Below are 24,997 nucleotides of genomic sequence, written 5' to 3'. Positions count from 1 at the left end.
AAGGGACTGTCCAACAGAGTCGAGGTGCTCTCGACGGACTTGTGGGACAAGCGTGACTCGGTCGTACACCACGGCCTGTCCCTATTCTGCTCCGAGCACGAGCAAGTCCATCGGCCACCGCTCCCGGACCACGGACGGATCGTCTGGAGAGGGTGAGTATTGCTACGGCTCTCAATGTGTGTCGCATAGTTGTTCTGGTGTCTTGCTCTGTCGATGGAACCAATCCGCTGGTCCAGAGCAGATCGAGACGGCGTAGTCTGGAACTGACGACTCCCATATGCGAGCGCGTAAAGTAGCTCCAGTCCTTGATCCCGATGATGAGTGATTCTCGAGGTCCCCTGCAGCCGGACCGACCGGACGCCGACCATCCCTTCGAGGTCGACGCTCCCTTCGAGCCCGCCGGTGACCAGCCCGAGGCGATCGAGCAGCTAGCCGACGGGTTCAACTCGGGCATGGAGAAACAGACGCTCCTCGGCGTCACGGGGTCGGGGAAGACGAACACCGTCTCCTGGACCATCGAGGAGGTGCAGAAGCCGACGCTCGTGATCGCGCACAACAAGACACTCGCGGCCCAACTCTACGAAGAGTTCCGCAATCTCTTCCCCGAGAACGCCGTCGAGTACTTCGTCTCCTACTACGACTACTACCAGCCCGAGGCCTACGTCGAACAGACGGACACCTACATCGACAAGGACGCCTCGATCAACGACGAGATCGACCGACTCCGGCACTCGGCCACGCGCTCGCTGCTGACCCGCGAGGACGTGATCGTCGTCGCTTCCGTCTCTGCGATCTACGGCCTCGGTGACCCGCGAAACTACATCGACATGTCGCTGCGACTTGAGGTCGGCGAGGAGGTCGGTCGCGACGACCTCCTGAAACAGCTCGTGGACCTGAACTACGAGCGCAACGACGTCGACTTCACGCAAGGCACGTTCCGCGTCCGGGGCGATACCGTCGAAATTTACCCGATGTACGGCCGCTACGCCGTCCGCGTCGAACTCTGGGGCGACGAAATCGACCGCATGGTGAAAGTGGACCCACTCGAGGGCACCACCCAGGGCGACCAGCAGGCCGTTCTCGTCCACCCCGCGGAGCACTACTCGATTCCGGAACCCAAACTCGAGCGCGCGATGGACGAGATTCGCGACGATCTCGACTCCCGGATCTCGTACTTCGAGCGCAAAGGTGACATGATCGCCGGCCAGCGCATCGAGGAGCGCACGACGTTCGACCTCGAGATGATGCAGGAGACGGGCTACTGTTCGGGGATCGAGAACTACTCGGTCTACCTCTCGGACCGCGAGTCCGGCGAGGCACCGTACACGCTGCTCGATTACTTCCCGGACGATTTCCTGACGGTGATCGACGAGTCCCACCAGACGATTCCCCAGATTCGCGGGCAGTACGCCGGCGACAAGTCCCGCAAGGATTCGCTCGTCGAGAACGGCTTCCGGCTCCCGACCGCCTACGACAACCGCCCGCTCACCTTCGAGGAGTTCGAGGAGAAGACCGACCAGACGCTATACGTGTCGGCGACGCCGAGCGACTACGAGCGCGAACACTCCGAGCGCATCGCCGAGCAGATCGTTCGTCCGACCCACCTCGTCGACCCCGAAATTTCCGTCTCACCTGCGAGCGGCCAGATCGACGACCTCATGGACCGCATCGACGACCGGATCGACCGCGACGAGCGCACCCTCGTCACCACGCTCACGAAGCGGATGGCCGAGGATCTCACGGAGTATCTCGAAGAGGCCGGCGTCAACGTCGAGTACATGCACGACGAGACGGACACCTTGGAGCGCCACGAGATTATCCGCTCCCTTCGACTGGGTGAGATCGACGTGCTCGTCGGGATCAATCTCCTGCGAGAGGGGCTCGACATCCCGGAAGTTTCGCTCGTGGCGATTCTCGACGCCGACCAGGAGGGCTTCCTCCGCTCCGAGACGACGCTCGTCCAGACGATGGGCCGTGCGGCGCGAAACGTCAACGGCGAGGTCATCCTCTACGCCGACGATCCTTCGAACGCGATGGAGTCCGCAATCGAGGAAACCCAGCGCCGTCGCCGCATTCAGCAGGAGTACAACGAGGAACACGGCCTCGAACCGACCACCATCGACAAGGCCGTCAGCGAGACGAACCTGCCCGGCAGCAAGACCGACACCTCGCAGGTCTCCGGCCGGGAACTCGAGGACGAGGACGAAGCCGCCCGCTACATCGACGAACTCGAGACGCGGATGGACGAAGCCGCGAGCAATCTCGAGTTCGAACTCGCCGCGGATATCCGCGACCGGATTCGGGAGGTTCGCGAGGAGTTCGAACTCGCAGGCGGTGCCGAAGACGAGGGTGTCGCGCCGCCGGCCGAGGAGTTCTGATTTCCCGCCTACTCTTGCGAATCCGCTATCGTGGGAGTCTGCGACAACGCTATAACTCGAGTGTGTAGACAACTTCCTCGTGCTCCTCGTCACCCATCTCGACGGTGCCGCCACCGGTCTCCTCGAAGCCCAGGTCTTCGTAGAACGTTCGCCCGCCCTCGTTCGAGGCGAGGTCGATGGCTCGCATTCGGTTCATGTTGAAGTCTGCGAGATCGTCGCGCAGGCGCTCGTGGAGCGCCGTCCCGACCCCCTTGCGCTGGTGGTCTGGGTGGACGTACATCCGGAGCACGTCACCCTCGTCGTTCTGCACGACGCCGTGGGTGAAGCCAACGACGCCGTCGTCAGTTTCGGCGACCAGTACTGCGGTGCCGGGTTCCGACAGGGCGCGCTCGAGTTCGTCGTCGGCGTACCACTCGTCAACCGTCTCGTCGATGACGTCGCTCGCGAGTTCGTCGTAGGTGTCATGCCAGGTGTCGCGGGCGACCTCGCGGATCGCCTTGCGGTCGTCGGCGGTTGCTGGACGGATCTCCATATGGTGTTCAACGGTACCAACGGTCAAAGGTATAGTCTCAACTCGAGTTGCGCCAGTCCAACCTGTGTTACGTTCGCCCGATACCGCGAGTTCGATCTGCCCTCATTCGGACTGCTGTAACGATTTGCCGGTGGGGTCGCTGCCCAGGTCGCGGTCCCAGTGGAACTGACTTCCAGGAGACCGCCTCACGACTGCACGTCGAACCCACGGTCGCGAAGCAGGTCCGGCACTCTGTCGCGGTGGTCTCCCTGGAGTTCAATCCGGCCTTTGTCGACGGTGCCGCCGGTGCCGAGCGACGATTTGAGGTCCGATGCGATCGACTCAATCTCGGATTTCGAGAGGTCGAATCCCTCGACGATCGTCACCGGCTTACCGTACCGCCGGGACTCCATGCGGATCGACAGTATCTGTTCCGCGGTTTCGAGATCGCTCTGGTTGTCTAGTTCGTCGAGCAGGTCGTCGAGTGGGTCGTCTGCGGGCACGATAGCATACAGGTGGCCCAGTGCAATAGTTCTATAGTACCAATTACGACTCTTCACACACTTCGCATGACAGCTGTGCGATCGGGTGTGCACTGACTTGCAGTGGCTACGCTAGTCACCGGTCTGATTTCTTGGCCGTCGTCCAGTGTCCGATGAGTTCGGTGGTGCCGACCGAGAGGACCGACAGCCAGAGGGCGCAGGCGACGAGACCGACCGTCGTCGCGACCGCGGAGTGGATCGCGAGCGGTGCGAGAACGAGCAGCGGGAGGCCGGGGAGGATCATCACGAACGTCAGGGCGTCGCTGAGGATTGCTGGTCCGACCCCGGTGAAGGCAACCAGCGCCCAGAGCGCACAGAGTCCGACCAGCGCGAGGAAGACGGTAAGCGAGGCGGTGTCGGGCTGAAACACCCGCTGTCGAAACGGCAACTCTTCGGCCGCGACGGACTGGTTTCGCCCAACGGCTGCGAGAACGGCGGCAACAGCGGCCGAGCCGACGACCGCGCCAGCAAACCCGAGCAGGATCAGCCCTGCACTCGGTTCGACCGTTGGCGGAAGCTGGGCGGTTGTCAGGTTCCGATTGACGAACCAGACAGCCGGAAAGAGTGCCATGAAGAAGGGGACCACCATGGCGCGAACGAAGTCGTTCATCACCGAACGGTTCAACCCGACAATACAAATACGTTAGCGAACTGTGACGAATCGGTCTGCTGTGATTTTTCTACGTCCTCTCACTGCACATTCACTCTACAGCCGCTCCTTCACCGTTTGAGCTGTCTTCTCGCCCACGCCAGCAACGCTCTGGAGGTCCTCCACGCTCGCCTCGCGAACGTTCTCCACACTCCCAAAGCGCCCGAGCAGTCGCTTTCGCGTCTCGGGACCGATACCAGGGACGTCGTCTAACACCGTCTTCACGTCGTCACGCAGCGTCTGGTGGTACTGGACGGCAAAGCGGTGGGACTCGTCGCGAACACGCTGGAGCAGGTGCAAGTGCGGTGCGTCCGAGGGCCAGGAAAGTTGTCTGTCGGGGGTGATAACCGTCTCTTCGGCCTTCGCGAGCGCGATTACAGGCACGTCCCAGCCAACCGCAGCCAGCGCGTCCCGGGCCGCCTCGAGTTGCCCCTCGCCGCCGTCGATCAACAGGAGGTCCGGATTCGGCCTGTCGTCCCGGCCCTCGACGGCTCGGCTGGCGCGCCACTCGAGTAGCGCGCGCATGTTGTCGTAGTCGTCGTTCTGGTCGGTGAGTTTCTTCCGGCGGTAGTCGGCCGTTTCGGCGCTGCCGTCGACGAAGGTGACGTTGCTTCCGACGGCGGCCGTTCCCTGGGCGTGACTCACGTCGAAGCCCTCGATTCGCCGGACGGCGTCGAGGTCGAGTGCGTCGGCGAGCATACCGCATTCGTCGCGGCGGCCGACGTTTCGCCGGGCGTTCTTGAGCGCGAGGTCGACGAGTTTGGCCTCGCGGCCGGCACCGGGGACGCGGACGGCGACGCCTTCGGCGTCGAGCCAGGCCCTGACCTCGTCGTCGCCGTGGCGTTCGGGGAGGAGGAGTGCGTCGGGGAGGTCGCGTTCGGCGTAGTACTGGACGATGAAGGCGGCGAGGACGGCGGGGACGCCGCCCCGGCTGTCCGCTGTATCTGCACCCGCTGCGAGTCCGCCATCGACTGCAGGTGCTGCTGTCGCGTTCGCATTCGCGTCCACGTCCGTGTTTGCGTCCGTTTCTGCGCCCGGCGCTTCGAGCGTGTGGCGCTCTCGATCCACGAGTTTTCCGCTCTCGGCGCGCAGACGGGCAACGGTCGCGTCCTCGCCCTCGATGGCGACGCCGAGTACGTCGACCGCGCGCTCGTCGCCGACCGATTGGACCGCCTCGCCGCCCTCGCCGTGGAAGGCTTCGACCGTCTCGAGTCGATCCCGAAGATTGGCCGCGCGCTCGAAGTGTTGTTCCTGGGCAGCGGCTTCCATCTCCCGGCGCAGCGGGTCCGTGAGAATACCGGTTTCGCCCTCGAAGAAGCGCTCGACGGCGGTTACGTCTTCGGCGTACGTCTCGAGTTCGATCTCTCGCGTGCAGGGGGCGGTACAGAGCCCCATCTCGTAGTCGAGGCAGGGACGGTCCCGGCCGGAGTACTTGTGGTCAGAACAGCCGCGGACGCCGTAGGTCTCGCGCAGGGCCTTCACGACGGTCTCGACCTGCCGTTTGTTGGTGTAGGGGCCGAAGACGGTCGCGGACTCGCTCGGATCACGGGTGATCTCGATCTGCGGGGCGGGGTGAGCTGTCAACTGCACCATTGGGTACGATTTGTCGTCCTTGAGTCGGACGTTGTACCGCGGCTGGTGGCGCTTGATCAGGTTGGCTTCGAGCAAGAGCGCCTGCGTCTCAGTGTCGGTGACGGCAATCTCGACCGCGTCTGCGCGGTCGATCATCCGACTGATGCGGGCGCTGCGCGGATCGGCGTAGGAACCGACGCGACTCCGGAGGTCGACGGCCTTGCCGACGTAGAGGGTCGTGCCGTCGGCCTGGAACTGGTAGACGCCGGGCTCTCGCGGCAGCGCTCGGGCGCGCTCGCGAACCGCGTCTGCGTTCATCGAGCGCGTTAGGGCGTCGACGGCTTTCAGCCTGACTCATCGTGGCCGTGGTTCCGATACTCTCGCTGCCGCTGACCGCCCGTGACTCACCACTCGTTCCCCGGACCGAACTCGTCGTTTAGCGAGTGGTCGTCTTTGTCGGAAGTACCGCCGCTCGTCGCCGCGAGCGACTGCCCACCTACCGATCCCGGCTGGATCGCCTCGCGGAGACTGAGCGCAGTCGCCCTCCCGTCGTCCGTTCGACCGAGCGGCAGTTCGATGTCGGCCTCGCCCGCGACTTCGATCCGCAGTCGCTCTCTGCGAGAGCGGACGTAGAGCGCCGCGAACACGGCCGCTACTCCGAGCAAGAGCAACCCGCCCGCGAGCACCGCCAGGTCGAGTGCTTGAAACACTAGTCCGAGCGTTTCGAAGATTCCGTCAACGGCGGCCGTCGTCGCGATATCCGTTCCGGGCTCCCCTCCGGCTGCTGTTTCCATGCCCGACGCGCCTGTTTCCGATTCAGCACCTGAACTGGTTTCGTCTCCGCTCGCTCCGCCGCTCTCGAGTGCCACCGCTGGAACCATAGCCGCGAACGAGGTCGCCAGCGAAATTGTCAGGAGTGTGAGTCCGAGCGCACCAGTGAGCAGCGTCCGGTAGCGGTGCGCCGGTGCTCCGCCCGTGCTGACATCGATGCGCTGGACGTTCGGCCGGTCTGCGTACCGGTAGGGACGGCTTCCAGTAGTCCCTCGACTGCTGTCACCATCGTGATCGACTGCCAGCACACGGTGGCTGGTGACGACGACCGTCGCCGTCTCGAGTGCGACGCGTCGCTGTTCGGTCTCGCCCTCGTAGCGAAGGCGGTCGAGATGGTCAAGACGGCCTATCTGGGGTTCGGCACCGAGAGAGTTGTTCTCGCCACCCCGGCCGTTCTGGCCGTCTCGACTGTTGGCGTCGTCTCCGTTCCTGCGCGTGGCCATCGGTTCGTCTCGTCCGTGAGTGCACCAACTGGCTTCAAGTACGCTGTGGCGTTCTGCTGTGCGTGCGAACGGTCGATTCCCGTGAATGGCCACGTTGGACGCGATACTTTCTCGGTGCTTCGCCGGTAACGGTCGGCCATGACTGAGTCGACGGTTCAGTGCTGGTTGGTCGAACGCGAGTTTGGGACACGAAATATCGTGACGCTCGTGTATGCAACGCCCGATGGCTCACGATACCAGCAGCGTGAACGCTCGTCGACTGCGCTGCGGACGGGATCGGCGGTGACTGCCGCAACGGACGTTCCCGAGTCAGATCTCGAACCAGTTGCGGACGAAGAGGCCCGCGAGCGCTACGCTACAGAGGTTGAGCGCGTGACCAACCAGTACGAGCCTGACGACCCGATCTGACTGGCTGCTGTAGTTTCTTTCTTTCCATCTGGTGTGTGGATTATCTCTCACAAGTGGCAACTCTTATCGGTGAACGGAGAGATGACACAGCCATGCCCGCACTCCGCGTCGACGATCTGACGAAGTCATACGGTCAGACGCTCGCGCTCGACGACCTCTCCTTCGAGGTCCGTAAGGGCGAGGTCTTCGGCTTTCTCGGCCCAAACGGGGCAGGCAAGTCGACCACGATTAACGTCCTCCTGGATTTCATCCGCCCGACAGCCGGCCGCGTCGAGGTTCTCGGCCGCGACGCGCAGGCTCACAGCCGCGACATCCGCTCGCGGACCGGCGTCCTCCCCGAAGGGTATCGTACCTACGACCGACTCACCGCCCGCCAGCATCTCGAGTTCGCCATCGAATCGAAGGCTGCTGACGATGATTCGGAAGCCCTCCTCGAACGGGTCGGCTTGGCAGACGCCATCGACAAGAAGGCTGGTGGCTACTCGAAAGGGATGTCTCAGCGGCTCATGCTCGCGATGGCCCTCGTCGGCGAGCCGGACCTGCTGATCTTAGACGAGCCCTCGACGGGGCTCGACCCCAACGGCGCACGCGAGATGCGCGAGATCGTCCGCGAGGAGAACGCCCGCGGCGCGACCGTGTTCTTTTCGAGTCACAGCATGGAGCAGGTCGAGGCGGTCTGTGACCGCGTCGGCATTCTCCGGAACGGCGAGATGGTCGCCGTCGACTCGGTCGAGGGGCTGCGAAACTCGATTAGCGGCGGAACGACGCTTCGGGTCACAGTTGATCGCATCGACAACGAAGCGGTGCAGGCCGTTCGGTCCCTCTCTGACGTCTCGACCGTCACCGTCGGGTCGGAACAGCCACCGACGATCACCGCACAGGTCGAGGGCTCGAAGACCGCTGTGCTCACCGCACTCGAGGACCACGGTGTCGACGTTCGAGACTTCTCGACCGATGAGGCGTCGCTCGAAGATGTCTTCCAGTCGTATACGACGGGTACGGAGGTGCATGCGCGATGAGCACTGATATCGGGTCCGGCACTGGATCTGATGCGACCACAATCGAGGTCGGAGCCGACGCAGCGGCAGGCGGTTCTTCGAGTAGTTCGATCAACCCGGCGAGCGTCCGCGCGGTCGCGAAGAAGGATTTCCGGGACTCGATCCGCTCGTGGATGTTCTGGGGGCTGAGCGTCTTCTTTTTCACCCTGCTGGTCGCGACGACTGGCGCTATCTCCTACTTCGGTGATGATATCGCTGCGCAGGGACAGACGACGGAGGCGCTCGTGGCCATGGTCAACGGAATCACGCGGCTGGTCATCCCGCTGATCGCGCTGATCCTCGGCTGGAAGGCCATCGCCGGCGAGCGTGAGTCGGGCAGCATCAAGATTCTGCTCTCGCTTCCCCACTCCCGGAAGGACGTGCTCCTCGGGAAGCTCATTGGACGGGCTGCCGTGCTTTCGGTGTCGCTCATCGTCGGCTTCGTGCTCGCAGCGCTCGTCGTCGTCGCACTGCTCGGGAGCTTCGATATCGTCGACTACGGCGGGCTCCTCGTAATGTCGATCATCTACGGCCTTGCCTACACGAGCATCGCCGTCGCCGTGTCGTCGCTGACGCGCTCGACGACCATTGCTGGTGCGGGGATGTTCGGCATCTTCGTCCTGTTCTACATTCTCTGGGACACCATGCTCGTCGCGTTCATGACGCTGATGAATTCGGGCTACCTGCCGGAGGGTGAGACGTCCGCGCAGGTTGCGCTGTTCTTCAACAGTCTCGACCCGGGAGTGGCATACCAGAACGTCCTCTCGCTCGCCACCTCGATGCCCGAGATGGATCAGCAGACCGTGCAGATCCTCGAAAACACGTTCGGCAGCGTGCCGTTCTACCTGCAGGATTGGTTCGCGTTCGTCATTCTGCTGGCCTGGATCGTCGTGCCGATCGCGATTGCGCTCTTCCGGTTCGATCGAGTCGACCTGTAGAGCGACTTTCTCGTCACCCGTCGAAGTGACTCACACGCTTGGGTTCGATTGATATAATGACGCGTTCGGTCTCGATTGGATTCGGATACTCCTCAACGTCCATATACCGCCGTGCGAGTTCATCAATGTGTTCGCGAGCGTTCTCCGTCGTCACCTCATCAACCGTGCCGGTCACTGAGAGCATCCGATACGGGTTGTCGGGATCGGTCATACTCACGGCCACGCGAACGTCGTTGCGGGCGTTTTTTTCCTTACGCCGGTCCCGCTCAGTGTTCACCAGTAACTGATCAGCGTCGGCGTCGTAGTCGATCCACACCGGTGTCACGTGCGGTGCACCGTCCGGCAACAGCGTGGCGACGTGGGCGAATGTTTCCTTCTCGAACAGGTCCTGACAATCATCGGGAATCGAAGTCATGGGGTCTGTACACCGCTTTGGTACTAAATTGCAGGCCCCACACTGGTAGGGTGGGATTCAACAGCCAGCAGTGTGGTCAGTCTCCGTTCGAGAGCGGCACGATAGTCAGTGGGACCTGTGTCTGTTCTGCCAGTTGATCGGTTGTCCGTCCAAAAATCGTCGCTTCGAGTTGTCCGACACCACTCTGTCCAACGAGAATCAAATCCGCATCAATCTCGGCAGCATACTCCAGCAAGGCGTCAGTGGGATCGCCTCGACGAACCTCGGCCGTGATGTCGTCATTATTCGTTGCGTTTGTAACACTTTCAATGAGTGTCGCCTTCGCCTGGTTCAGTTCAGCTACTTCAGTAACGCTGAACCGCATTGGGTTCGCCGTCGAATCGACAACCGTGATGACGTGGAGGGTTGCCCCAACAGCTTGCGACAGTTCGACAGCGTGTTCAAGCGCTTTCTGTGCGAAATCACTACCATCCACTCCAACTAGAAGCGTTTCGTACATGCGGTACTGTTGTGCACCGATCAGCTTCGGCGTTCTGGTTGCCGTCCCAGACCCGCAACCAACTATTCACACTATTGGGACGCGAGGTCGATCCCACGCTCCGCCAGCAGATCACGGAACTCGCCCTCGTCGATGATCGGCACATCGTTCGCCGCAGCATCCTCACGCTTCGTCGCACCTGGATTCTCGCCGACGACGAGATAGTCCGTATTCCCAGATACACTTCCTGTCGCATTCGCACCGTGGGCTTCAACCGTCTCCTGGGCCTCGCTGCGAGTCACGTCGGCGAGCGACCCCGTAAAGACGAACGTAAGCCCGTCGAGTTCGTCGCCACCGGACTCTAGGTCGGACTCCTGTGGCGAGACGTGAGCGAGAATGTCGGCCACCGCTGCGGCGTTCGCCTCGCTCGCGAAGAACTCGTGAATCGTCTCCGCGACTGTCTTGCCCACGTCGTCGACGGCCTCGAGCGCCGCTGGGTCGTCCTCGGCCGCCTCGCGGACTGCCTCGAATGTCCCGAACTCGCGGGCGAGTTCGCGTGCCGTCGTCGGTCCTACGTGGGGGATGCCAAGCGCCGAGAGGAAGTCCGCCAGTGGTGGCTCGCGGCTGGCCTCGATCTCGGTCAGGAGATTCTCGGCACTCGTTTCGCCCCAGCCCTCGAGTGCGGTCAGGTCTTCGCGCTCGAGTTCGTAGAGGTCGGCAATGGACTCGACGAGTTCGGCGTCGACGAGTTGGTGGACGCTCTTTTCGCCGAGGCCCTCCAGATCGAGGCCGTCGTCGCTCGCGTAGTACTCGATGGAGCGGCGAAGCTGGGCGTCACACGCCAGGCCGCCGGTACAGAACGCCATCGGTCCATCGCGTTCGATAGCGCTGTCACAGACCGGGCAGTGATCGGGGAGTTCGTAGTGGCTCTCGGGCTCGTTCTCCGCCGCTTTCTCGATGACCTCCTCGACGTAGGGGATCACGTCGCCCGCACGCTGGACGCGAACCGTGTCGCCAATATCGACGTTTTTCTCGGCAATTTCCTCGGGGTTGTGCAAACTCGCACGCGAGACGGTCACGCCGCCGACGTCGACTGGCTCGAGCAGGGCGACGGGCGTTACCCGACCGGTACGACCGATCTGGACGGCCACGTCGGCAATCGGAGTCACTTCGGCACGGGCGGGGAACTTGTAGGCGAAGGCGTAGCGGTCGTGTCTGGCCGTTCGGCCGAGTTCCTCGCGAGCGTCGCGGTCGTCAACCTTGATGACAGTGCCGTCGATTTCGTAGTTCAGGTCGTCGCGAGCCTCGAGCATCCGGTCGCGGTACGCGATGGCGTCGTCGATGTCGTCGACAATCTCGACGTGGTCCGTCACTCGCAGGCCGAACTCAGGAAAGCGCTCGAGTTCCTCACGATGACTGTCCTCGAGTTCGCTCGCTGCGAGCACGTCGAAGTAGAAGACGTCGAGGGGGCGCTCGGCGACGATTTCGGGGTCGAGCTGTCGGATGGTGCCGGCGGTCGCGTTGCGCGGGTTGGCGAAGGGTTCCTCGCCGCGTTCGATCCGCTTGCGGTTGTACTCCTGAAAGGCGCTTTTCGGCATGAAGACCTCGCCGCGCACCACGAGGAAGTCGGGATAGTCGCCGTGGAGCTTCTGGGGAACCGAGCCGATGGTCCGGGCGTTTCGCGTCACGTCGTCGCCCTCGTGGCCGTCGCCGCGGGTGACGGCACGCTGGAGGCTGCCGTCCTCGTAGACGAACTCCATCGAGACGCCGTCGAACTTGGGTTCGCAAACGTAGTCGACCGCTCCGACCTCGCGCCGGACGCGCTCGTCGAACTCACGAACATCGGCCTCCTCGCCGCTCTGGTCGATCGAGAGCATCGGTGCCTCGTGTTCGACCGTCTCGAAGGCCTCGATCGGCTCGCCGCCGACACTCCTCGTCGGACTGTCGGGGTGGCTGAGATCGAAGGTGGACTCGAGTACCTGCAGTCGCTCGAACAGCGTGTCGTAGGTTCGGTCGGCGATGAGCGGGTCGTTTTCGACGTAGTACCGGCGGTCGTGTTCGCGGATTGCCTCGCGGAGCTGTGCGACCTGTTCGCGTGCGTCGTCCTCGGAAAGCTGCGCTGGCGGCTCGAACGCTGTCGGCGGGTCTCGAAGATACGGGTTCTCGTCCGTGTTTTCGTCGGCGAGAGACATTCGTTGCCCGAAACTTGCCACGCGCCCCCGTTAACGTTACTGTCGTGGCTTTCGTTCTGGCTCCGCTGGCTCTGGCTCCAGCCAGTGCGCCAGCGACATGCCGGCTGCTGTGCCAGACGATGCTGTGCCAGCGGCTTCATCAGCACCACGATATCCCAGCTACCGGGCTGGTACGGTAACGACAGAGGTGATGATCATACAGGTAGCGATCGAGTACAGCGACCTACCGCCAGGGACTGTCACCGACTTCGGCACGCACCTGTGGTCCGACCTCGATGTGGCAGTCGGCTCGTGGCAGTGCGATACACAGCAACACGTAGCCGTCGGCGCGCTCGTGTTCGTCGAGCGCCTGCGGCGGCCGTCGATAGTCGACGGCGAGCGCTGCGTCCGGCCTGGAATCAGTCGTCTTGCCATTGCCTTCGCCTTCGCTTTCGCTTTCGTCTTCGCCTTCGATCCCGGCCACTCGCCCCACACAGGTCGTGCACGTCCCTTTCAGGCAGTCCGCCGGGAGTCGAACACCGTCTCGGCGGGCCGCCTCGAGTATCGTCTCACGTTCGTCGACCTCGATCGTGTGGTTCGGCGCGCCGGCGCGCTCGAGTACCACCTCGTAGCTGGTCACGGTTGTCCCTCCGTCGTCGGCTGACCGCCAGTGAACTGGCTCATACCGGTTCTACGTTGCGACGGGAAAAAAGACGCGGCCGGCATACCGATTCAATCGGGCTACTGTATGTAGGGTGGTTCGTATCAGAATCGTCGCTCGGGCAACGGATACCCAGTCCTTTACCCACCTCCACGTCTTAGAAGCGAACAGATGGGACAGGGAACGGACGCGGAGTACGGCTTGGTCGACCTCGAGGAGGCCGACACACCTGGCGACGAATGGGAGGAGATCGACGTTTCGGACACCGAGGCCGACCGAATCGCCCGCAAGCGCGACCGCGAGTTCGAGCAGTTCGAAGAGCGAATCACGGACGCGGATCAGTTCAAGGTCGAGCAGTCGGTGTTCGACGACGCGACCTTCGCCGCGCTCTACAAACTCGTCCAGGATGGCTACGTCGAGGCCTTCGGCGGCCCGCTCTCGACGGGCAAGGAGGCGAACGTCTATCACGCGCTCGGCGACGAGCGCGAGGTCGCGGTCAAGATCTACCGGATCAACGCCTCGAACTTCCGGCACATGCGCGACTATCTCGAGGGCGACCCACGCTTCGAGGGCCTGGGTGGCAAGAAGAAGGACGTCGTCCTCGCCTGGACGAAAAAGGAGTACGCGAACCTCATGCGAGCCGAGAAGGCGGGCGTTCGCGTTCCCGAACCGATCGCCACCGAACGAAACGTCCTCGTCATGGAGTACATCGGCAACGAGGACGGCCGCGCAAAGCGTCTTGGCGAGGTCCACATCGAGAACCCCCAGACCGCCTACGAGGTCATGCGCGAGTACATGCGTCGCCTCTACGCGGCTGGCCTCATCCACGGCGACCTGAGCGAATACAACGTCGTCTTCCACGAGGGCCAACTCGTCGTCATCGACCTCGGACAGGCCGTCACCGTCCACCATCCCAACAGCCGCGACTTCTTAGAACGCGACTGTGAGAACGTCGCGAACTTCTTCTCTCGGCAGGGACTCGACACCGATTCCGAGGAGTTACTCGAGTTCGTCACCGATCCGGAGCCGGATCCGTCTCGAGACTAAGCTGGAGCCGACGGTTCCCTCAAATTGCCTCAAAGAGACGTTTCACCTTGCTGAAGCTACTTGTCTTCTCCCTGTGTGCGTGTTCGTATGCACCGACGCCGCCTGCTGGCTGCTGCTGGACTCACTACCGCGGTCGCTGGCTGTTTCACCAGTGACGGTGGTGACGGCAATGGTGACGAGACCGGTGACGGAGATGGTGACGACAACGACAACGGCGAGACCGTCGGCTCCAAAGAACCCCTTCCAGACCCACCCCGAAACGCACCGAGTGCCCATTGTCCCGCGACCGACGTCGACCCGCCGACGGAACTCTCGCGTGAGACGGCCGAATCGTTCGTCGACGCGTTCGAATCGGACTGGATCGCTGCCTCGGCACCAGACAACGCGACACGCAGCGGGGCCGTCTCCATCGAGGCGGTGCGCGTCACGGACGAGGACGAAGACGGGGTCAACCGGGCACGAGTCGATGCATCCATCAGCTTCAGCGGCCGCGGCTGGGATGGGGGCATAACGATTCGGCCGTTCGAGGACGACGAGTCTGCTGCGGACAGCGACAAAGACGACACCGAATCCGAAGATTCGTCCGACCTCGAACGCGTCTCCACGACAGCGGACCCGATCGCCACCTCCGAGCCGTTGCTCGACGCAATCGACCACGTCGCCGATACCGGTGAGTCTCGGTCGATCACGGACGCCGACTCGCTCGAGGCACTCACCGAGGCCGGCGAGTACCTCGATAATTTCCTGATCGAGACCGAACACGACGACAAGCTACTCTACGCCGACAACGACGCGGCCGTCTGGGAGAGCCACGGCCAGTGGTTCGCCGGTTACTTCCTCACGGCCGACGCTGTCTACCGAATCGAACACGATCCTGGTGAGTGGACCGACGACACCCGCTCCGATGAACCGCTCTCGGTTCCCGACGGCGGGTGGCGGCGACTCGAGTGCTGGTCGTGATCGAACTCCCTGAATCGTCTGACCGTGATCGGGAGCGGAGAAACTGTTAGGTAGCCCGGGTGGCTACTGGGTGGTGATGGCGACCGCTCTCGAGTGGCAGTGGCGCTGGCGCTGGCAGCCGTTCTCGAGAGCGGACAGTGTCGCTATCGCGGCCGACGCGGCCTAACCCGCGGTCGCGGTGGCGGGTGCTCCCTCCGTTTTTCGTTTCGTACAGATTGCTGACGAGCACCTGCGAGACAGTCACGACGCAATACATGCCAACACCACCCGATCAGAGAGAGCAGACCGATAGCGAACCGACCGATACCACAGCCAGTACTGATAGCGAGCCAACCGACGCGACAACCAGCACCGACAGTGACCCGCCCGCCGACGCAGAACCAGACGCAGCATCCGACCAGAACGCACCCACTGACGACTTTACGGTCACGCCCTACGCCGTCACTGGTGAGGTCGACTACGACAAGCTACTCGAGCGCTTCGGTGCTGACCCGCTCACCGACGACCAGATCGAGCGCTTTCCCGACCACCCACTACTGCGTCGGCGGACGTTCTACGCGGGTCGGGATCTCGAGGACTACCTCGCCGCCGCCAACAGCGGCCAGCCACACGCCGTCGTCACCGGCAGGGGGCCATCGGGACCGATGCACCTCGGCCACATCCTGCCGCTGTACCTCGCGAAGCGCTTCCAGCAGGCAACGGGTGCAACCGTCTACATCCCGCTCTCAGACGACGAGAAGTTCCTCGCGAAAGAACAGTCGTTCGCGTCCATCGGTGAGCACACTCGCGAAAACCTCCGGGACGTTCTCGCGGTCGGCTTCGACCCCGAACGCACCCGGATCGTGGTCGACACCGCCGACGCGGACGTGGTCTATCCGATTGCCGTTCGCCTGGCGAAACACCTTACGCCGGCCACCGTCGAGGCCGTCTACGGCGAGCAGGACACTGTCGGCCTGCAGTTCTACCCTGCCGTGCAGGCAACGCACCTCCTGCTTCCGCAGCTCGTCGACGGGCGACAGCCCACGATTGTCCCCATCGCCATCGATCAGGACCCGCACGTTCGCGTCTGTCGTGACGTGGCCGCGAAGGAGGCGCTGCCCGTCGACAAACCCGGTGCGCTGCTCGGGCGCTTCCTCCCGAGTCTGGCGGGGCCGGGAAAGATGAGTTCCTCCGGCGACGCGCCGTCAATCGAGTTGACGGCTGATTCCGACACCGTCGCCGAGACGATCCACACCCATGCCTACACCGGCGGCCGGGCCACGCTCGAGAAGCACCGCGAACACGGCGGCGATCCAACGGTCGACGTGCCCTTCCAGTACCTGCGATTCTTCTTCGAGAAGGACGACGCGACACTCGAGTCCATCGCCGACGCCTACCGTGCGGGCGACCTGCTCAGCGGCGAGTTGAAGGAACTCGCAATCGAGCGTATCACCGACTTCCTGGCGGCCCACCAGCGTCGGCGCAACGCGCTGGGGGCAATTTCGGACGAACTCGAGTCCTACCGACTCACGGCCGACGAGCGCCGGCGGGCACTGGAACGGGCTGGCGTCCCGCGGGTACTCGAGTAGCGAGGGCTGTTCGGCTGCGGTACTGCGGGGGCGGTGCTCGAATAGCGCTGGGACTGCGGTTCTGAGGCCGAACCCTGACAGCTCACCATCCGTACTGACATCAGTTGCAGTGCATAGCGTCTCGTGATCGACGATGCTGTTTTCGATCTTCTTGCGATGGCTGAACCGGTGCTGGTCACCCCGAACGGCTTAGTGGCTCACTGGTTCTCCATACTGGGCCGGTTGTCGGGGTGTGGGCAGTGGTCCCGAACGTCGACGATGGACCAAGGCCTTAACCTCACGCAGCAAGTAGCCGGGTGTATGCAGCACGTGAAGATTCCGCAGGACCGGATTGGAGTTCTCATCGGTGAGGGAGGCGAGACGATGCGTGAGATCGAGGCGGCGGCCGAAGTGCGATTGGATATCGACTCGGAGAACGGCTCGGTTGCCATCGAAACGGTTGGCGACCCCGTTCTCGGGCTGAAGGGTCCCGAAATCGTCCGTGCAATCGGACGCGGGTTCCCGCCGGAAGATGCCCTCCAGTTGCTCGAAGACGACATGATGCTGTTCGATGTCGTCGATATCGACGCCGCATCACGGAACAAGAACGACATGAAGCGACAGAAGGGCCGACTCATCGGTGAGGGTGGCCGGACCCGTGAACTTATGGAAGAGCTCTCGGGTGCGTCGGTCGTTATCTACGGTTCGACGCTGGGGCTCATCGGGACGCCGCCGGAGGTCGAGGCCGCACGAACTGCCGCAGAGATGCTCCTCGATGGGGCTCCACACGGAACAGTCTACTCGTTCCTCGAGGAGAAACACAACGAGATGAAACACCAGGGGATGGAGTACCACCGGTTCCCCGGCGGTCAGGACTGACCGCCGCTTATATTCTTGCAGAACTACGTGTGTTCAGTAAAGGGAATTGTTCTCCTCCATCCAGTCCTGTAGTACGGTCTTATAGAGGGATTTGATTCACTAGGGTCGGTTTTCAAACCGGTGATGTATTGGTAACTGTGAGCCCATTCATGGTCTATCTACATATACTGGTCGCTATAACTAAATATGGACCGTCTTATTCTAAACCATATATATATATATATATATATATTATGCCTATTGAACGAAGCAGATAACGTTAACATCCATTCAATATTAATTGCAGGCAATAGTAAATCGTAATGGAGAAAAACGATCTCTCCCGACGAAAAGTGCTGGCGACAGCCGGGGCAATAACAGCCGGATTCGGTGCTGCAGGAACAGTTGTTGCTCGTGAACGTGACGATCCCAGTGAGAAGTTTACGAAGCAGATGATTCAGGCCCAACAGATCGCAAAACAAGAAGGGCTGGAGGAGCGTCAGAAGTATCTAGACAGAGTTGGCATCAATCACATAGAAAAGGACCATCAGTTTGCAGTCCAAAAAAACGCCTCGGAAGAAGACCGGGCACAACCAGCGCACGAACCACCGATTTGTGTCGATCCACTTGACTGTGATGCTGATATTAACGTCCAGTTTTCTCTGACCTATAATCCACGAGGAGAAGAATTCCATTATTCGTATTACATTCGGTTTAGATACGGGTATGCAGACGATCCATCGTACCCTCCACGGGATATCTATGCAGGACCGGAAGATCCGGTAGACACACTCGGTCTCACGTGGGAAAACAGTTCCGCAGCCAAGAGATTAGAGATACGAGACCATCGAGAGGTTCATAGATCCGTTGTGACTGATGACTACACCGAGTTTGACGAAGGAAGCTGGACCGGATCGGGACTCGGTATTCTCGTTGATGGATATCAGGCATCGATCGATTCCGGGAAGACTGGAAACGATGAAACGGACTGGAGTCAGATGGTCGTCGCTGGAGTTTTTCTTGAGAAGGACGTTGATTTCAGACCTGAGACATCCGTTCGTGGAATATACGAATATGCGTGGAAAGGGACAGAACCGGACGTGGCAGTGTCATATCCAGCATCAATCACATTTAAGCAGAATGAGTACGAGGAGTCCGAAACACTACAACATACTCCGGAGGGTAAAACCTTTCATATTAAAGCCAAAGAAGTAATGTAATCTTTTAGCCTTATTATATAGGGTTAATGATATATGTCCTATCATAGACGGAGACAGATTCTTCAACTCGTGTTCGTCGGGATTGGTGTCTTGCTACCGGGTTGCTCAGAATGGGTAATTAATACCGATCATGAGGATGAGGAAGTCCTGATCGTTAATAATCTCACTCGAGAACCGGTGTCGATTGAACTTATCGTTCGAGGGGCTAAAGACTGTATCCTGTATAAGGGCCACCCACGGATCAAGCCTGGAAAGGGATTCCGTACCGAGTCCTTTCCGGCTGAGGCAAAAACAGTAGAATACGTAGTCAACGACGAGGATTCAGGCAGTATTGATATTTCTAAAAAATTACAAGAAACACAGAACCCCGGGCTGACAAAGATCACGATATCCTACACGACTAGGGATGGGATGCGATATGAGGAGTGAAGCAAATCTCTAGCCTGTATATGAGTGATATCTCTGATCACTACTTCCTCTCCAATCGTAGTATACGTTCTTGTGTAGCACATTGTTGATGGAGAGCCGTCTTGCGATTCCGTAGTGAGTCAAGCGGATCGAGAACGCATGACTCAGCAGTTCTGACGGCCAGTTACTGAATGCGGTCCGCAACGAAAGGCTGGATCAACAATCTCCTACGGAAGAGCTATCGTAGTATAAAAGGTTGCGAATAACTTAGTAGAGGGGGTTGCTGTTGCCGTTTTGCCGGACTAATACTGAACTATATCAAAACACTTATATAGAATAGCAATCAATCCTTCAGGTGACTATGGCTCAACAGCAGATGGGCAACCAGCCCCTCATCGTTCTCTCGGAGGACAGCCAGCGAACCTCTGGGAAAGACGCGCAGTCGATGAACGTACAGGCCGGTAAGGCAGTCGCCGAGTCCGTTCGGACGACCCTTGGCCCGAAGGGGATGGACAAGATGCTCGTCGACTCCTCGGGCAACGTCATCGTCACGAACGACGGCGTCACACTCCTCTCGGAGATGGAGATCGACCACCCGGCGGCCGACATGATCGTCGAAGTCGCCGAGACCCAGGAGGACGAGGTCGGCGACGGCACCACGAGCGCCGTCGTCGTCTCCGGTGAACTCCTCAGTCAGGCAGAGGATCTCCTCGAGCAGGACATCCACGCAACCACGCTCGCACAGGGATACCGCCAGGCTGCCGAGGAAGCCACGAGCGCACTCGAAGAGATCGCGATCGAGGTCGACGAGGACGACGACGAAATCCTCCACCAGATCGCCGCCACCGCGATGACTGGCAAGGGCGCAGAGAGCGCTCGAGATCTCCTGTCGGGTCTCGTCGTCGACGCCGTTCAGGCCGTCGCTGACGAGGACACCATCGACACGGACAACATCAAGGTCGAGAAGGTCGTCGGCGGTTCGATCGAGAACTCCGAACTCGTCGAGGGCGTTATCGTCGACAAGGAGCGCGTCTCGGACAACATGCCGTACTTCGCCGAGGATGCCTCTGTCGCGATCGTCGACGGCGACCTCGAGATCAAGGAGACCGAGATCGACGCTGAGGTCAACGTTACCGACCCGGACCAGCTCGAGCAGTTCCTCGAACAGGAAGAACAGCAGCTCAAGGAGATGGCCGAGCAGGTCGCCGACGCCGGTGCCGACGTTGTCTTCGTCGACGGCGGCATCGACGACATGGCCCAGCACTACCTCGCCCAGGAAGGCATCATCGCCGTCCGCCGCGTCAAGTCCAGCGACCAGTCCCAGCTGGCCCGCGCAACTGGCGCAACGCCGGTCTCCTCGGTCGAGGACCTCAGCGAGGACGACCTCGGCTTCGCCGGCAGCGTTGCCCAGAAGGACATCGCAGGCGACCAGCGCATCTTCGTCGAGGACGTCGACGACGCGAAGGCCGTCACGATGATCCTCCGCGGTGGCACCGAGCACGTCATCGACGAAGTCGACCGCGCAATCGAGGACTCCCTTGGCGTCGTTCGGACGACGCTCCAGGACGGCAAGGTGCTCGCCGGCGGCGGCGCACCGGAAGTCGAGCTCTCGCTCGCACTGCGTGACTACGCCGACTCCGTCGGCGGCCGTGAGCAGCTCGCTGTCGAAGCCTTCGCGGACGCACTTGAGGTCATCCCGCGCACGCTGGCAGAGAACGCGGGTCTCGACCCCATCGACTCCCTCGTCGAGCTTCGCGCCGACCACGACGGTGGCAACGAGGCCGCAGGTCTCGACGCGTTCACCGGCGACACGATCGATATGGCCGAGGAAGGCGTCTATGAGCCACTGCGCGTAAAGACGCAGGCGATCGAGTCCGCAACCGAAGCCGCAGTCATGCTGCTTCGCATCGACGACGTCATCGCGGCCGGCGACCTCGCGGTTGCCGACGATGACGACGGCGAGGACATGCCACCAGGCGGCGGTGGCATGGGCGGCATGGGCGGTATGGGTGGCGGCATGGGCGGCATGATGTAAGCGCGGTTTGAACTGAGTGAAAATCGCGTCCATGCGAACGGCGTTTCGCGCCGTGAGTAAGCGAGTAAGAACCTCGTGAACGGTGCGGGGAACGAGTAATCCGCGAGCAAACCGGATTTACAACCCCCCACATCCCACTACCCGAACAGTACTGTCGTCTCGGATCGTCTCCGAGAACACTTGTGACGGCCCATTTTGCCGTTTGCGCTCGATACCACTGTAGTGACAACAATACTGTTACTTGACTCTCCTGCCCGGAGAACGACTTAAGGTGTCTCCGAGCAATATTTGCCTCTATGCAGACACTCCTTCTCAACAGCGACGACGTCGAGGAGAACGCCCAGATGAGTGCCATCATCGAGGCGGTCGAACAGGCCTTCGGCGCGTTCGAACGCGGCAATACACAGATGCCAGCCAAGTCCTACATCGACCTCCCGCAGTACAACGGTGACTTCCGGTCGATGCCGGCCTACCTCAAGGTTCGAGGAAGCGACGCGCCCTCGAGTCAGTCAGGATCGCAGGGCGGTTCTGACGCTGGTGGTGACTGGGACGCGGCAGGCCTCAAGTGGGTCAACGTCCACCCGGACAACCCCGCCGAGCACGACCTGCCGACCGTGCTGGGGACGATGATCTACTCCGACCCCGAAACCGCCGCCCCGCTCGCGATCATGGACGGGACGGCGCTAACGATGAAACGAACTGGCGCGGCAGCAGCCGTCGCAACGGACTACCTCGCCGTCCCAGACGCAACGAGTCTCGGACTTGTTGGCGCTGGTGTCCAGTCCTATACCCAACTCGATGCAATCAGCGAGATCCGTCCCATCGAGGAGGTCATCGTCTCGGACCTCGACGACGCGCGCACCCAGCGGTTCATCGACACCTACGACGACGAGTTCGATGTCCGCGCCGGCTCGATTTCGGAGGCCGGTCACTGCGACATCCTCTCCACAGTTACGCCTGTACGCGACCCCGTCGTCACACCCGAGGATGTCGGTGACCAGACGCACATCAACGCCATCGGTGCCGACGCTGAAGGCAAGCACGAACTCGCCGACGACCTCCTGCAGGCGGCGACCATCGTCATCGACGACCATGAGCAGTGCACCCACTCGGGCGAGATCAACGTCCCGTACCACGAGGGAACGCTAACTGATGCAGACATCTACGGCGAAATTGGTGAACTCGTCGTCGGTGCAAAAGACGGTCGAACCGATGAGACGGGTGTGACTGTATTCGACTCAACCGGGCTCGCGATCCAGGATGTTGCTGCCGCCCACGTCGTCTACGAGAACGCCCGCGACCGCGACAACGGCACACCGTTTGGCTTGATCGACACGACTGTCCAGTGAGTGTTCTCGACGCAGCGCAATTGTGGTCCCGACTCGGTTTTCCGGCCTCGATTCTGGCCGCCGTTGATCTCTTTCTAACGAAAACAGTGTGGGTTCCACGGGTGACCTGACCGTGATCGGTTACTGTACGGTTCGCGTCACTCCTGAACGGGACCCGTGACTCCTCCGTCCTGCTATCCTTTCTGTTCTGTCCCGTTTTGTCCTGTCGAATCCGACTGCCAGCCGTCAGTCATCAGCGCGAACTGTATCAGACTGATCGCCCGTCGTTGTCCCCAACGACGTTTCGCGAAGGTCTGCCTCAATCTCCTCGAGCGAGCGCCCCTTCGTCTCGGGAACCAGCCGGTAACAGAACAGCAGGGCCCCAAGCGCGAGCACACCGTACAGCCAGAAGGTGCCCGACTCGCCGAGCACGTCGACGAAGCGGAGGAACGTGAGCGAGACGAGCAGATTCGCTGCCCAGTTGATCACCGTCACGACACCCATCGCAGTTCCACGCACCTCCATCGGGTAAATCTCGGAGATCAGTAGCCAGAATACCGGCCCGAGGCCGATGGCGAAGAACGCCACGTACAGCATCAGACTGCCAGTCGCGAGCCACCCGAGCCAGCCCGAGAGACCGGGGAGGTAGAAGACAGTCCCGAGAATTGCGAGCATGACCGTCATGCCGGCCAGCCCCACAATTAACAGCGGCCGGCGTCCGGTGCGATCGATCAACACCACCGCGACAACGGTCATCACAACGTTGACGGCACCGATACCGACGGTGGCGAGAATCGATGCCGTGTCCTCAAAGCCAGTCGATTCGAGTATCATCGGCGCGTAGTACATGACCGTGTTGATGCCGGTGACCTGCTGAAAGATGGCGAGTCCGATCCCGATGACAAGCATCGGGCGGACCCACTGTTGCAACAGATCGCGGAGGGTGCCGGATTCGGTCTGGATCGTGTCGGTGATCTCGCGCAGTTCGTCCTCGACGCGGTCGTCGACGCGGGTTCGTGAAAGTACTTCACGTGCGTCTGCCTTTCGTCCCTGTTCGTAGAGCCAGCGCGGGCTCTCAGGCATGAAGAGCATACCGACGAAGAGGACCGTTGCAGGGACCATCCCGAGACCGAGCATCCAGCGCCAGTCGCCGCCGCTCGAGAACGCGAAGTTGACGAGATAGGCGATGAGGATACCACTCGTAATGGTGAGTTGGTTGAGGGAAACGAGCGAGCCGCGGATTTTCGGCGGCGCGATCTCAGAGATGTACAGCGGACCAACGACGGAGGCGAAGCCGATTCCAACACCGTCGAGTACACGGCCGAGGATGAGTATCTCTACCGTCGGTGCGACCGCCATGATGAGCGAGCCGACGAAGAAGACGACGGCACCGACCAGAATGAGTCGCCGTCGTCCGAGCCGATCCGCAAGGCGGCCGCCGAGTGCAGCGCCAATAATTGCGCCGACCATCGCCCCGCTGACGATGATCCCCTCGACGTATGACGGGTGGATCGACTGGCCGAACAGTGTTGTCAGATCGAACGTTTCCTGAATGTAGAGCATCGCACCGGAGATCACGCCCGTGTCGAATCCGAAGAGGAGGCCGTTGAGCGCAGCCAGCGCCGCGACAACGTACACGAACGAGTTCCGACGTGCGGGGACCGCTCCTGTGGCTGTGTCTGCCATCGTCGATTATAATAATTGTCTCCAATAGTAGTAACAATCTATCGATATCCGAAAAATCGAGTTCGTTGAGCGACACGAGCGAGTGAGCTACCGCACACGCCGCGGAATCGATCCCGTCATCTCGAGTTCGTCGCAATAATAGCAGACCGGTTCGCCGGACGGCTCCGTCAATCCGAGCCGGTCGAACAGCGTGTTCGCCATAATCGTCGCGTCCGCTGGCTGTAACGGCCACGGATCGTGTGCAATCTCCGCCGTAAGTACATTCCCACGCCCGGGCCCCTTCGCCGGCGCATAGAACCGCCTGCGTTCAGTCAGCCAGTACTCGAGTGTCCCCGGTGCTGCCGTGGTGACTGGTCCGTTCGGGCGGTAGGTTGCGGCGAACCAGGCGGGTTCGTCGTCGGTTTCGTTCTCTCCAGCGCCGGTAGCCAGCGTATCCGAGCGGCGACTCGAGAACGTGATGCCGTCCTCGGTGCCGCTGACGGACATGCTGGCGGTAAACACTGGAAGGCGGGTCAGTCGGCCGATAGCGTTTGTGAGCAGTCGCTTGTCGAGGTCGACGCTGAGGAAGTAGAGTCCCGGATCACCGCGGTGGGTGACGTAGGTTCGGACGTTGAGTTCTGGGAACGCGATTCTGGTCGCGGAAGGCGAGCCACGAATGCCGACGTTCGTGAGCACGAACGGGAGGATGCTGAGCCAGGCGTCGCCGTCCCAGGTTTCGAATTCAAGGGGTCCTGGGACATGTGACTGGAGCTGGTCGGGGTCGACCGGCCAGTTCGCGAACAACCCGTGTCGCCACGTCATTGAAGCGATGTGCGGTGCTCGCGGTCGCTGGCCGTCGGTGAATCGCCACTGACGCTGGTCCGTCCGTCCGTCC

At 61.5% G+C, this 24,997-nt stretch carries 23 protein-coding genes; 12 read left to right on the top strand and 11 right to left on the bottom strand.

Annotation, left to right across the window (positions count from 1 at the left end; all coding sequences use genetic code 11):
* The first annotated feature begins 317 nt into the window (after positions 1 to 317).
* Complete coding sequence (gene uvrB, locus C482_RS01360; RefSeq protein WP_006165550.1) at positions 318 to 2,378, top strand: excinuclease ABC subunit UvrB; 2,061 nt, start codon at positions 318 to 320, stop codon at positions 2,376 to 2,378.
* Positions 2,379 to 2,427: 49 nt separating this feature from the next.
* Here the strand turns inward: uvrB and C482_RS01355 are convergent, their stop codons facing one another.
* The 5 genes from C482_RS01355 to C482_RS01335 all read right to left on the bottom strand — a co-directional run bounded on the left by C482_RS01355 (position 2,428) and on the right by C482_RS01335 (position 6,926).
* Complete coding sequence (locus tag C482_RS01355; protein ID WP_006165549.1) at positions 2,428 to 2,910, bottom strand: GNAT family N-acetyltransferase; 483 nt, start codon at positions 2,908 to 2,910, stop codon at positions 2,428 to 2,430.
* Between the two features lie 185 nt (positions 2,911 to 3,095).
* On the bottom strand, positions 3,096 to 3,392 hold the full coding sequence (gene yciH / locus C482_RS01350) for a stress response translation initiation inhibitor YciH (protein ID WP_006165548.1): 297 nt from the start codon (positions 3,390 to 3,392) through the stop codon (positions 3,096 to 3,098).
* A 115-nt stretch (positions 3,393 to 3,507) separates the two neighbouring features.
* Positions 3,508 to 4,041 carry a hypothetical protein gene (locus C482_RS01345; RefSeq protein WP_006165547.1) on the bottom strand — a complete coding sequence of 178 codons (534 nt, stop codon included), beginning with the start codon at positions 4,039 to 4,041 and terminating at the stop codon, positions 3,508 to 3,510.
* Between the two features lie 96 nt (positions 4,042 to 4,137).
* Positions 4,138 to 5,970, bottom strand: a complete 1,833-nt coding sequence (locus C482_RS01340) for an excinuclease ABC subunit C (protein ID WP_006165546.1) — start codon at positions 5,968 to 5,970, stop codon at positions 4,138 to 4,140.
* A gap of 86 nt (positions 5,971 to 6,056) precedes the next feature.
* Positions 6,057 to 6,926 carry a hypothetical protein gene (locus tag C482_RS01335; RefSeq protein WP_006165545.1) on the bottom strand — a complete coding sequence of 290 codons (870 nt, stop codon included), beginning with the start codon at positions 6,924 to 6,926 and terminating at the stop codon, positions 6,057 to 6,059.
* 138 nt (positions 6,927 to 7,064) lie between these two features.
* On the opposite strand from C482_RS01335, the gene C482_RS01330 reads away from it, so the two are divergent.
* The 3 genes from C482_RS01330 (at position 7,065) to C482_RS01320 (ending at position 9,309) form a co-directional block, all read left to right on the top strand.
* Entirely contained in the window at positions 7,065 to 7,334 is a 270-nt protein-coding gene (locus C482_RS01330; protein WP_006165544.1) for a hypothetical protein, read from the top strand.
* Positions 7,335 to 7,426: 92 nt separating this feature from the next.
* Positions 7,427 to 8,353 (top strand): ABC transporter ATP-binding protein, encoded by a 927-nt coding sequence (locus C482_RS01325; protein WP_006165543.1) that lies wholly within the window; start codon positions 7,427 to 7,429, stop codon positions 8,351 to 8,353.
* Positions 8,350 to 9,309: an ABC transporter permease gene (locus C482_RS01320; protein ID WP_006165542.1), complete on the top strand. Its 960-nt coding sequence runs from the start codon at positions 8,350 to 8,352 to the stop codon at positions 9,307 to 9,309. The genes C482_RS01325 and C482_RS01320 overlap by 4 nt, the downstream gene beginning before the upstream one ends.
* Positions 9,310 to 9,322: 13 nt before the next feature.
* Here C482_RS01320 and C482_RS01315 read toward each other — a convergent pair whose 3' ends face one another.
* The 4 genes from C482_RS01315 to C482_RS01300 form a co-directional block, all read right to left on the bottom strand.
* Complete coding sequence (locus C482_RS01315; protein WP_006165541.1) at positions 9,323 to 9,724, bottom strand: PPOX class F420-dependent oxidoreductase; 402 nt, start codon at positions 9,722 to 9,724, stop codon at positions 9,323 to 9,325.
* Positions 9,725 to 9,800: 76 nt separating this feature from the next.
* Positions 9,801 to 10,223, bottom strand: a complete 423-nt coding sequence (locus C482_RS01310) for a universal stress protein (RefSeq protein ID WP_049896370.1) — start codon at positions 10,221 to 10,223, stop codon at positions 9,801 to 9,803.
* Between the two features lie 71 nt (positions 10,224 to 10,294).
* The gene (ligA, locus tag C482_RS01305) at positions 10,295 to 12,394 is read right to left on the bottom strand and encodes an NAD-dependent DNA ligase LigA (RefSeq protein ID WP_006165539.1); all 2,100 of its coding nucleotides are present in this window, start codon (positions 12,392 to 12,394) and stop codon (positions 10,295 to 10,297) included.
* A gap of 223 nt (positions 12,395 to 12,617) precedes the next feature.
* Positions 12,618 to 13,013 carry a 2Fe-2S iron-sulfur cluster-binding protein gene (locus tag C482_RS01300; protein ID WP_006165538.1) on the bottom strand — a complete coding sequence of 132 codons (396 nt, stop codon included), beginning with the start codon at positions 13,011 to 13,013 and terminating at the stop codon, positions 12,618 to 12,620.
* A gap of 192 nt (positions 13,014 to 13,205) precedes the next feature.
* On the opposite strand from C482_RS01300, the gene rio1 reads away from it, so the two are divergent.
* The 8 genes from rio1 to C482_RS01260 all read left to right on the top strand — a co-directional run bounded on the left by rio1 (position 13,206) and on the right by C482_RS01260 (position 22,458).
* On the top strand, positions 13,206 to 14,081 hold the full coding sequence (rio1, locus tag C482_RS01295; RefSeq protein WP_006165537.1) for a serine/threonine-protein kinase Rio1: 876 nt from the start codon (positions 13,206 to 13,208) through the stop codon (positions 14,079 to 14,081).
* Positions 14,082 to 14,168: 87 nt separating this feature from the next.
* Positions 14,169 to 15,041: a hypothetical protein gene (locus C482_RS01290; protein ID WP_006165536.1), complete on the top strand. Its 873-nt coding sequence runs from the start codon at positions 14,169 to 14,171 to the stop codon at positions 15,039 to 15,041.
* A 254-nt stretch (positions 15,042 to 15,295) separates the two neighbouring features.
* Complete coding sequence (locus C482_RS01285; protein WP_006165535.1) at positions 15,296 to 16,609, top strand: tryptophan--tRNA ligase; 1,314 nt, start codon at positions 15,296 to 15,298, stop codon at positions 16,607 to 16,609.
* A 300-nt stretch (positions 16,610 to 16,909) separates the two neighbouring features.
* The gene (locus C482_RS01280) at positions 16,910 to 17,467 is read left to right on the top strand and encodes a KH domain-containing protein (protein ID WP_006165534.1); all 558 of its coding nucleotides are present in this window, start codon (positions 16,910 to 16,912) and stop codon (positions 17,465 to 17,467) included.
* 302 nt (positions 17,468 to 17,769) lie between these two features.
* Entirely contained in the window at positions 17,770 to 18,666 is an 897-nt protein-coding gene (locus C482_RS01275; RefSeq protein WP_049896369.1) for a hypothetical protein, read from the top strand.
* 69 nt (positions 18,667 to 18,735) lie between these two features.
* Positions 18,736 to 19,095: a hypothetical protein gene (locus C482_RS01270; RefSeq protein WP_152421944.1), complete on the top strand. Its 360-nt coding sequence runs from the start codon at positions 18,736 to 18,738 to the stop codon at positions 19,093 to 19,095.
* 355 nt (positions 19,096 to 19,450) lie between these two features.
* Positions 19,451 to 21,109, top strand: coding sequence for a thermosome subunit alpha (gene thsA, locus C482_RS01265; RefSeq protein WP_006165532.1), 1,659 nt, complete (start codon positions 19,451 to 19,453; stop codon positions 21,107 to 21,109).
* 296 nt (positions 21,110 to 21,405) lie between these two features.
* On the top strand, positions 21,406 to 22,458 hold the full coding sequence (locus C482_RS01260; RefSeq protein ID WP_006165531.1) for an alanine dehydrogenase: 1,053 nt from the start codon (positions 21,406 to 21,408) through the stop codon (positions 22,456 to 22,458).
* Between the two features lie 225 nt (positions 22,459 to 22,683).
* Here C482_RS01260 and C482_RS01255 read toward each other — a convergent pair whose 3' ends face one another.
* Both C482_RS01255 and C482_RS01250 read right to left on the bottom strand, forming a co-directional pair.
* Complete coding sequence (locus C482_RS01255) at positions 22,684 to 24,123, bottom strand: sugar porter family MFS transporter (protein ID WP_006165530.1); 1,440 nt, start codon at positions 24,121 to 24,123, stop codon at positions 22,684 to 22,686.
* Between the two features lie 87 nt (positions 24,124 to 24,210).
* Positions 24,211 to 24,924: a YqjF family protein gene (locus C482_RS01250; RefSeq protein ID WP_006165529.1), complete on the bottom strand. Its 714-nt coding sequence runs from the start codon at positions 24,922 to 24,924 to the stop codon at positions 24,211 to 24,213.
* Positions 24,925 to 24,997: the final 73 nt, after the last annotated feature.

Origin of the sequence: Natrialba chahannaoensis JCM 10990 (assembly GCF_000337135.1) — an archaeon.
Classification (GTDB): Archaea; Halobacteriota; Halobacteria; order Halobacteriales; family Natrialbaceae; genus Natrialba; species Natrialba chahannaoensis.
The sequence above is the reverse complement of the archived record's forward strand: the minus strand, read 5'-3'. Positions and strand labels throughout refer to the sequence as shown.

Bases quoted from the DNA above. Each gene is read 5' to 3' on its own strand.
- uvrB (WP_006165550.1), top strand. From the start codon at position 318: ATGAGTGATTCTCGAGGTCCCCTGCAGCCGGACCGACCGGACGCCGAC.
- C482_RS01355 (WP_006165549.1), bottom strand. From the start codon at position 2,910: ATGGAGATCCGTCCAGCAACCGCCGACGACCGCAAGGCGATCCGCGAG.
- C482_RS01345 (WP_006165547.1), bottom strand. From the start codon at position 4,041: ATGAACGACTTCGTTCGCGCCATGGTGGTCCCCTTCTTCATGGCACTC.
- C482_RS01340 (WP_006165546.1), bottom strand. From the start codon at position 5,970: ATGAACGCAGACGCGGTTCGCGAGCGCGCCCGAGCGCTGCCGCGAGAG.
- C482_RS01335 (WP_006165545.1), bottom strand. From the start codon at position 6,926: ATGGCCACGCGCAGGAACGGAGACGACGCCAACAGTCGAGACGGCCAG.
- C482_RS01330 (WP_006165544.1), top strand. From the start codon at position 7,065: ATGACTGAGTCGACGGTTCAGTGCTGGTTGGTCGAACGCGAGTTTGGG.
- C482_RS01325 (WP_006165543.1), top strand. From the start codon at position 7,427: ATGCCCGCACTCCGCGTCGACGATCTGACGAAGTCATACGGTCAGACG.
- C482_RS01320 (WP_006165542.1), top strand. From the start codon at position 8,350: ATGAGCACTGATATCGGGTCCGGCACTGGATCTGATGCGACCACAATC.
- C482_RS01315 (WP_006165541.1), bottom strand. From the start codon at position 9,724: ATGACTTCGATTCCCGATGATTGTCAGGACCTGTTCGAGAAGGAAACA.
- C482_RS01310 (WP_049896370.1), bottom strand. From the start codon at position 10,223: ATGTACGAAACGCTTCTAGTTGGAGTGGATGGTAGTGATTTCGCACAG.
- ligA (WP_006165539.1), bottom strand. From the start codon at position 12,394: ATGTCTCTCGCCGACGAAAACACGGACGAGAACCCGTATCTTCGAGAC.
- rio1 (WP_006165537.1), top strand. From the start codon at position 13,206: ATGGGACAGGGAACGGACGCGGAGTACGGCTTGGTCGACCTCGAGGAG.
- C482_RS01290 (WP_006165536.1), top strand. From the start codon at position 14,169: ATGCACCGACGCCGCCTGCTGGCTGCTGCTGGACTCACTACCGCGGTC.
- C482_RS01285 (WP_006165535.1), top strand. From the start codon at position 15,296: ATGCCAACACCACCCGATCAGAGAGAGCAGACCGATAGCGAACCGACC.
- C482_RS01280 (WP_006165534.1), top strand. From the start codon at position 16,910: ATGCAGCACGTGAAGATTCCGCAGGACCGGATTGGAGTTCTCATCGGT.
- C482_RS01275 (WP_049896369.1), top strand. From the start codon at position 17,770: ATGGAGAAAAACGATCTCTCCCGACGAAAAGTGCTGGCGACAGCCGGG.
- thsA (WP_006165532.1), top strand. From the start codon at position 19,451: ATGGGCAACCAGCCCCTCATCGTTCTCTCGGAGGACAGCCAGCGAACC.
- C482_RS01260 (WP_006165531.1), top strand. From the start codon at position 21,406: ATGCAGACACTCCTTCTCAACAGCGACGACGTCGAGGAGAACGCCCAG.
- C482_RS01255 (WP_006165530.1), bottom strand. From the start codon at position 24,123: ATGGCAGACACAGCCACAGGAGCGGTCCCCGCACGTCGGAACTCGTTC.
- C482_RS01250 (WP_006165529.1), bottom strand. From the start codon at position 24,924: ATGACGTGGCGACACGGGTTGTTCGCGAACTGGCCGGTCGACCCCGAC.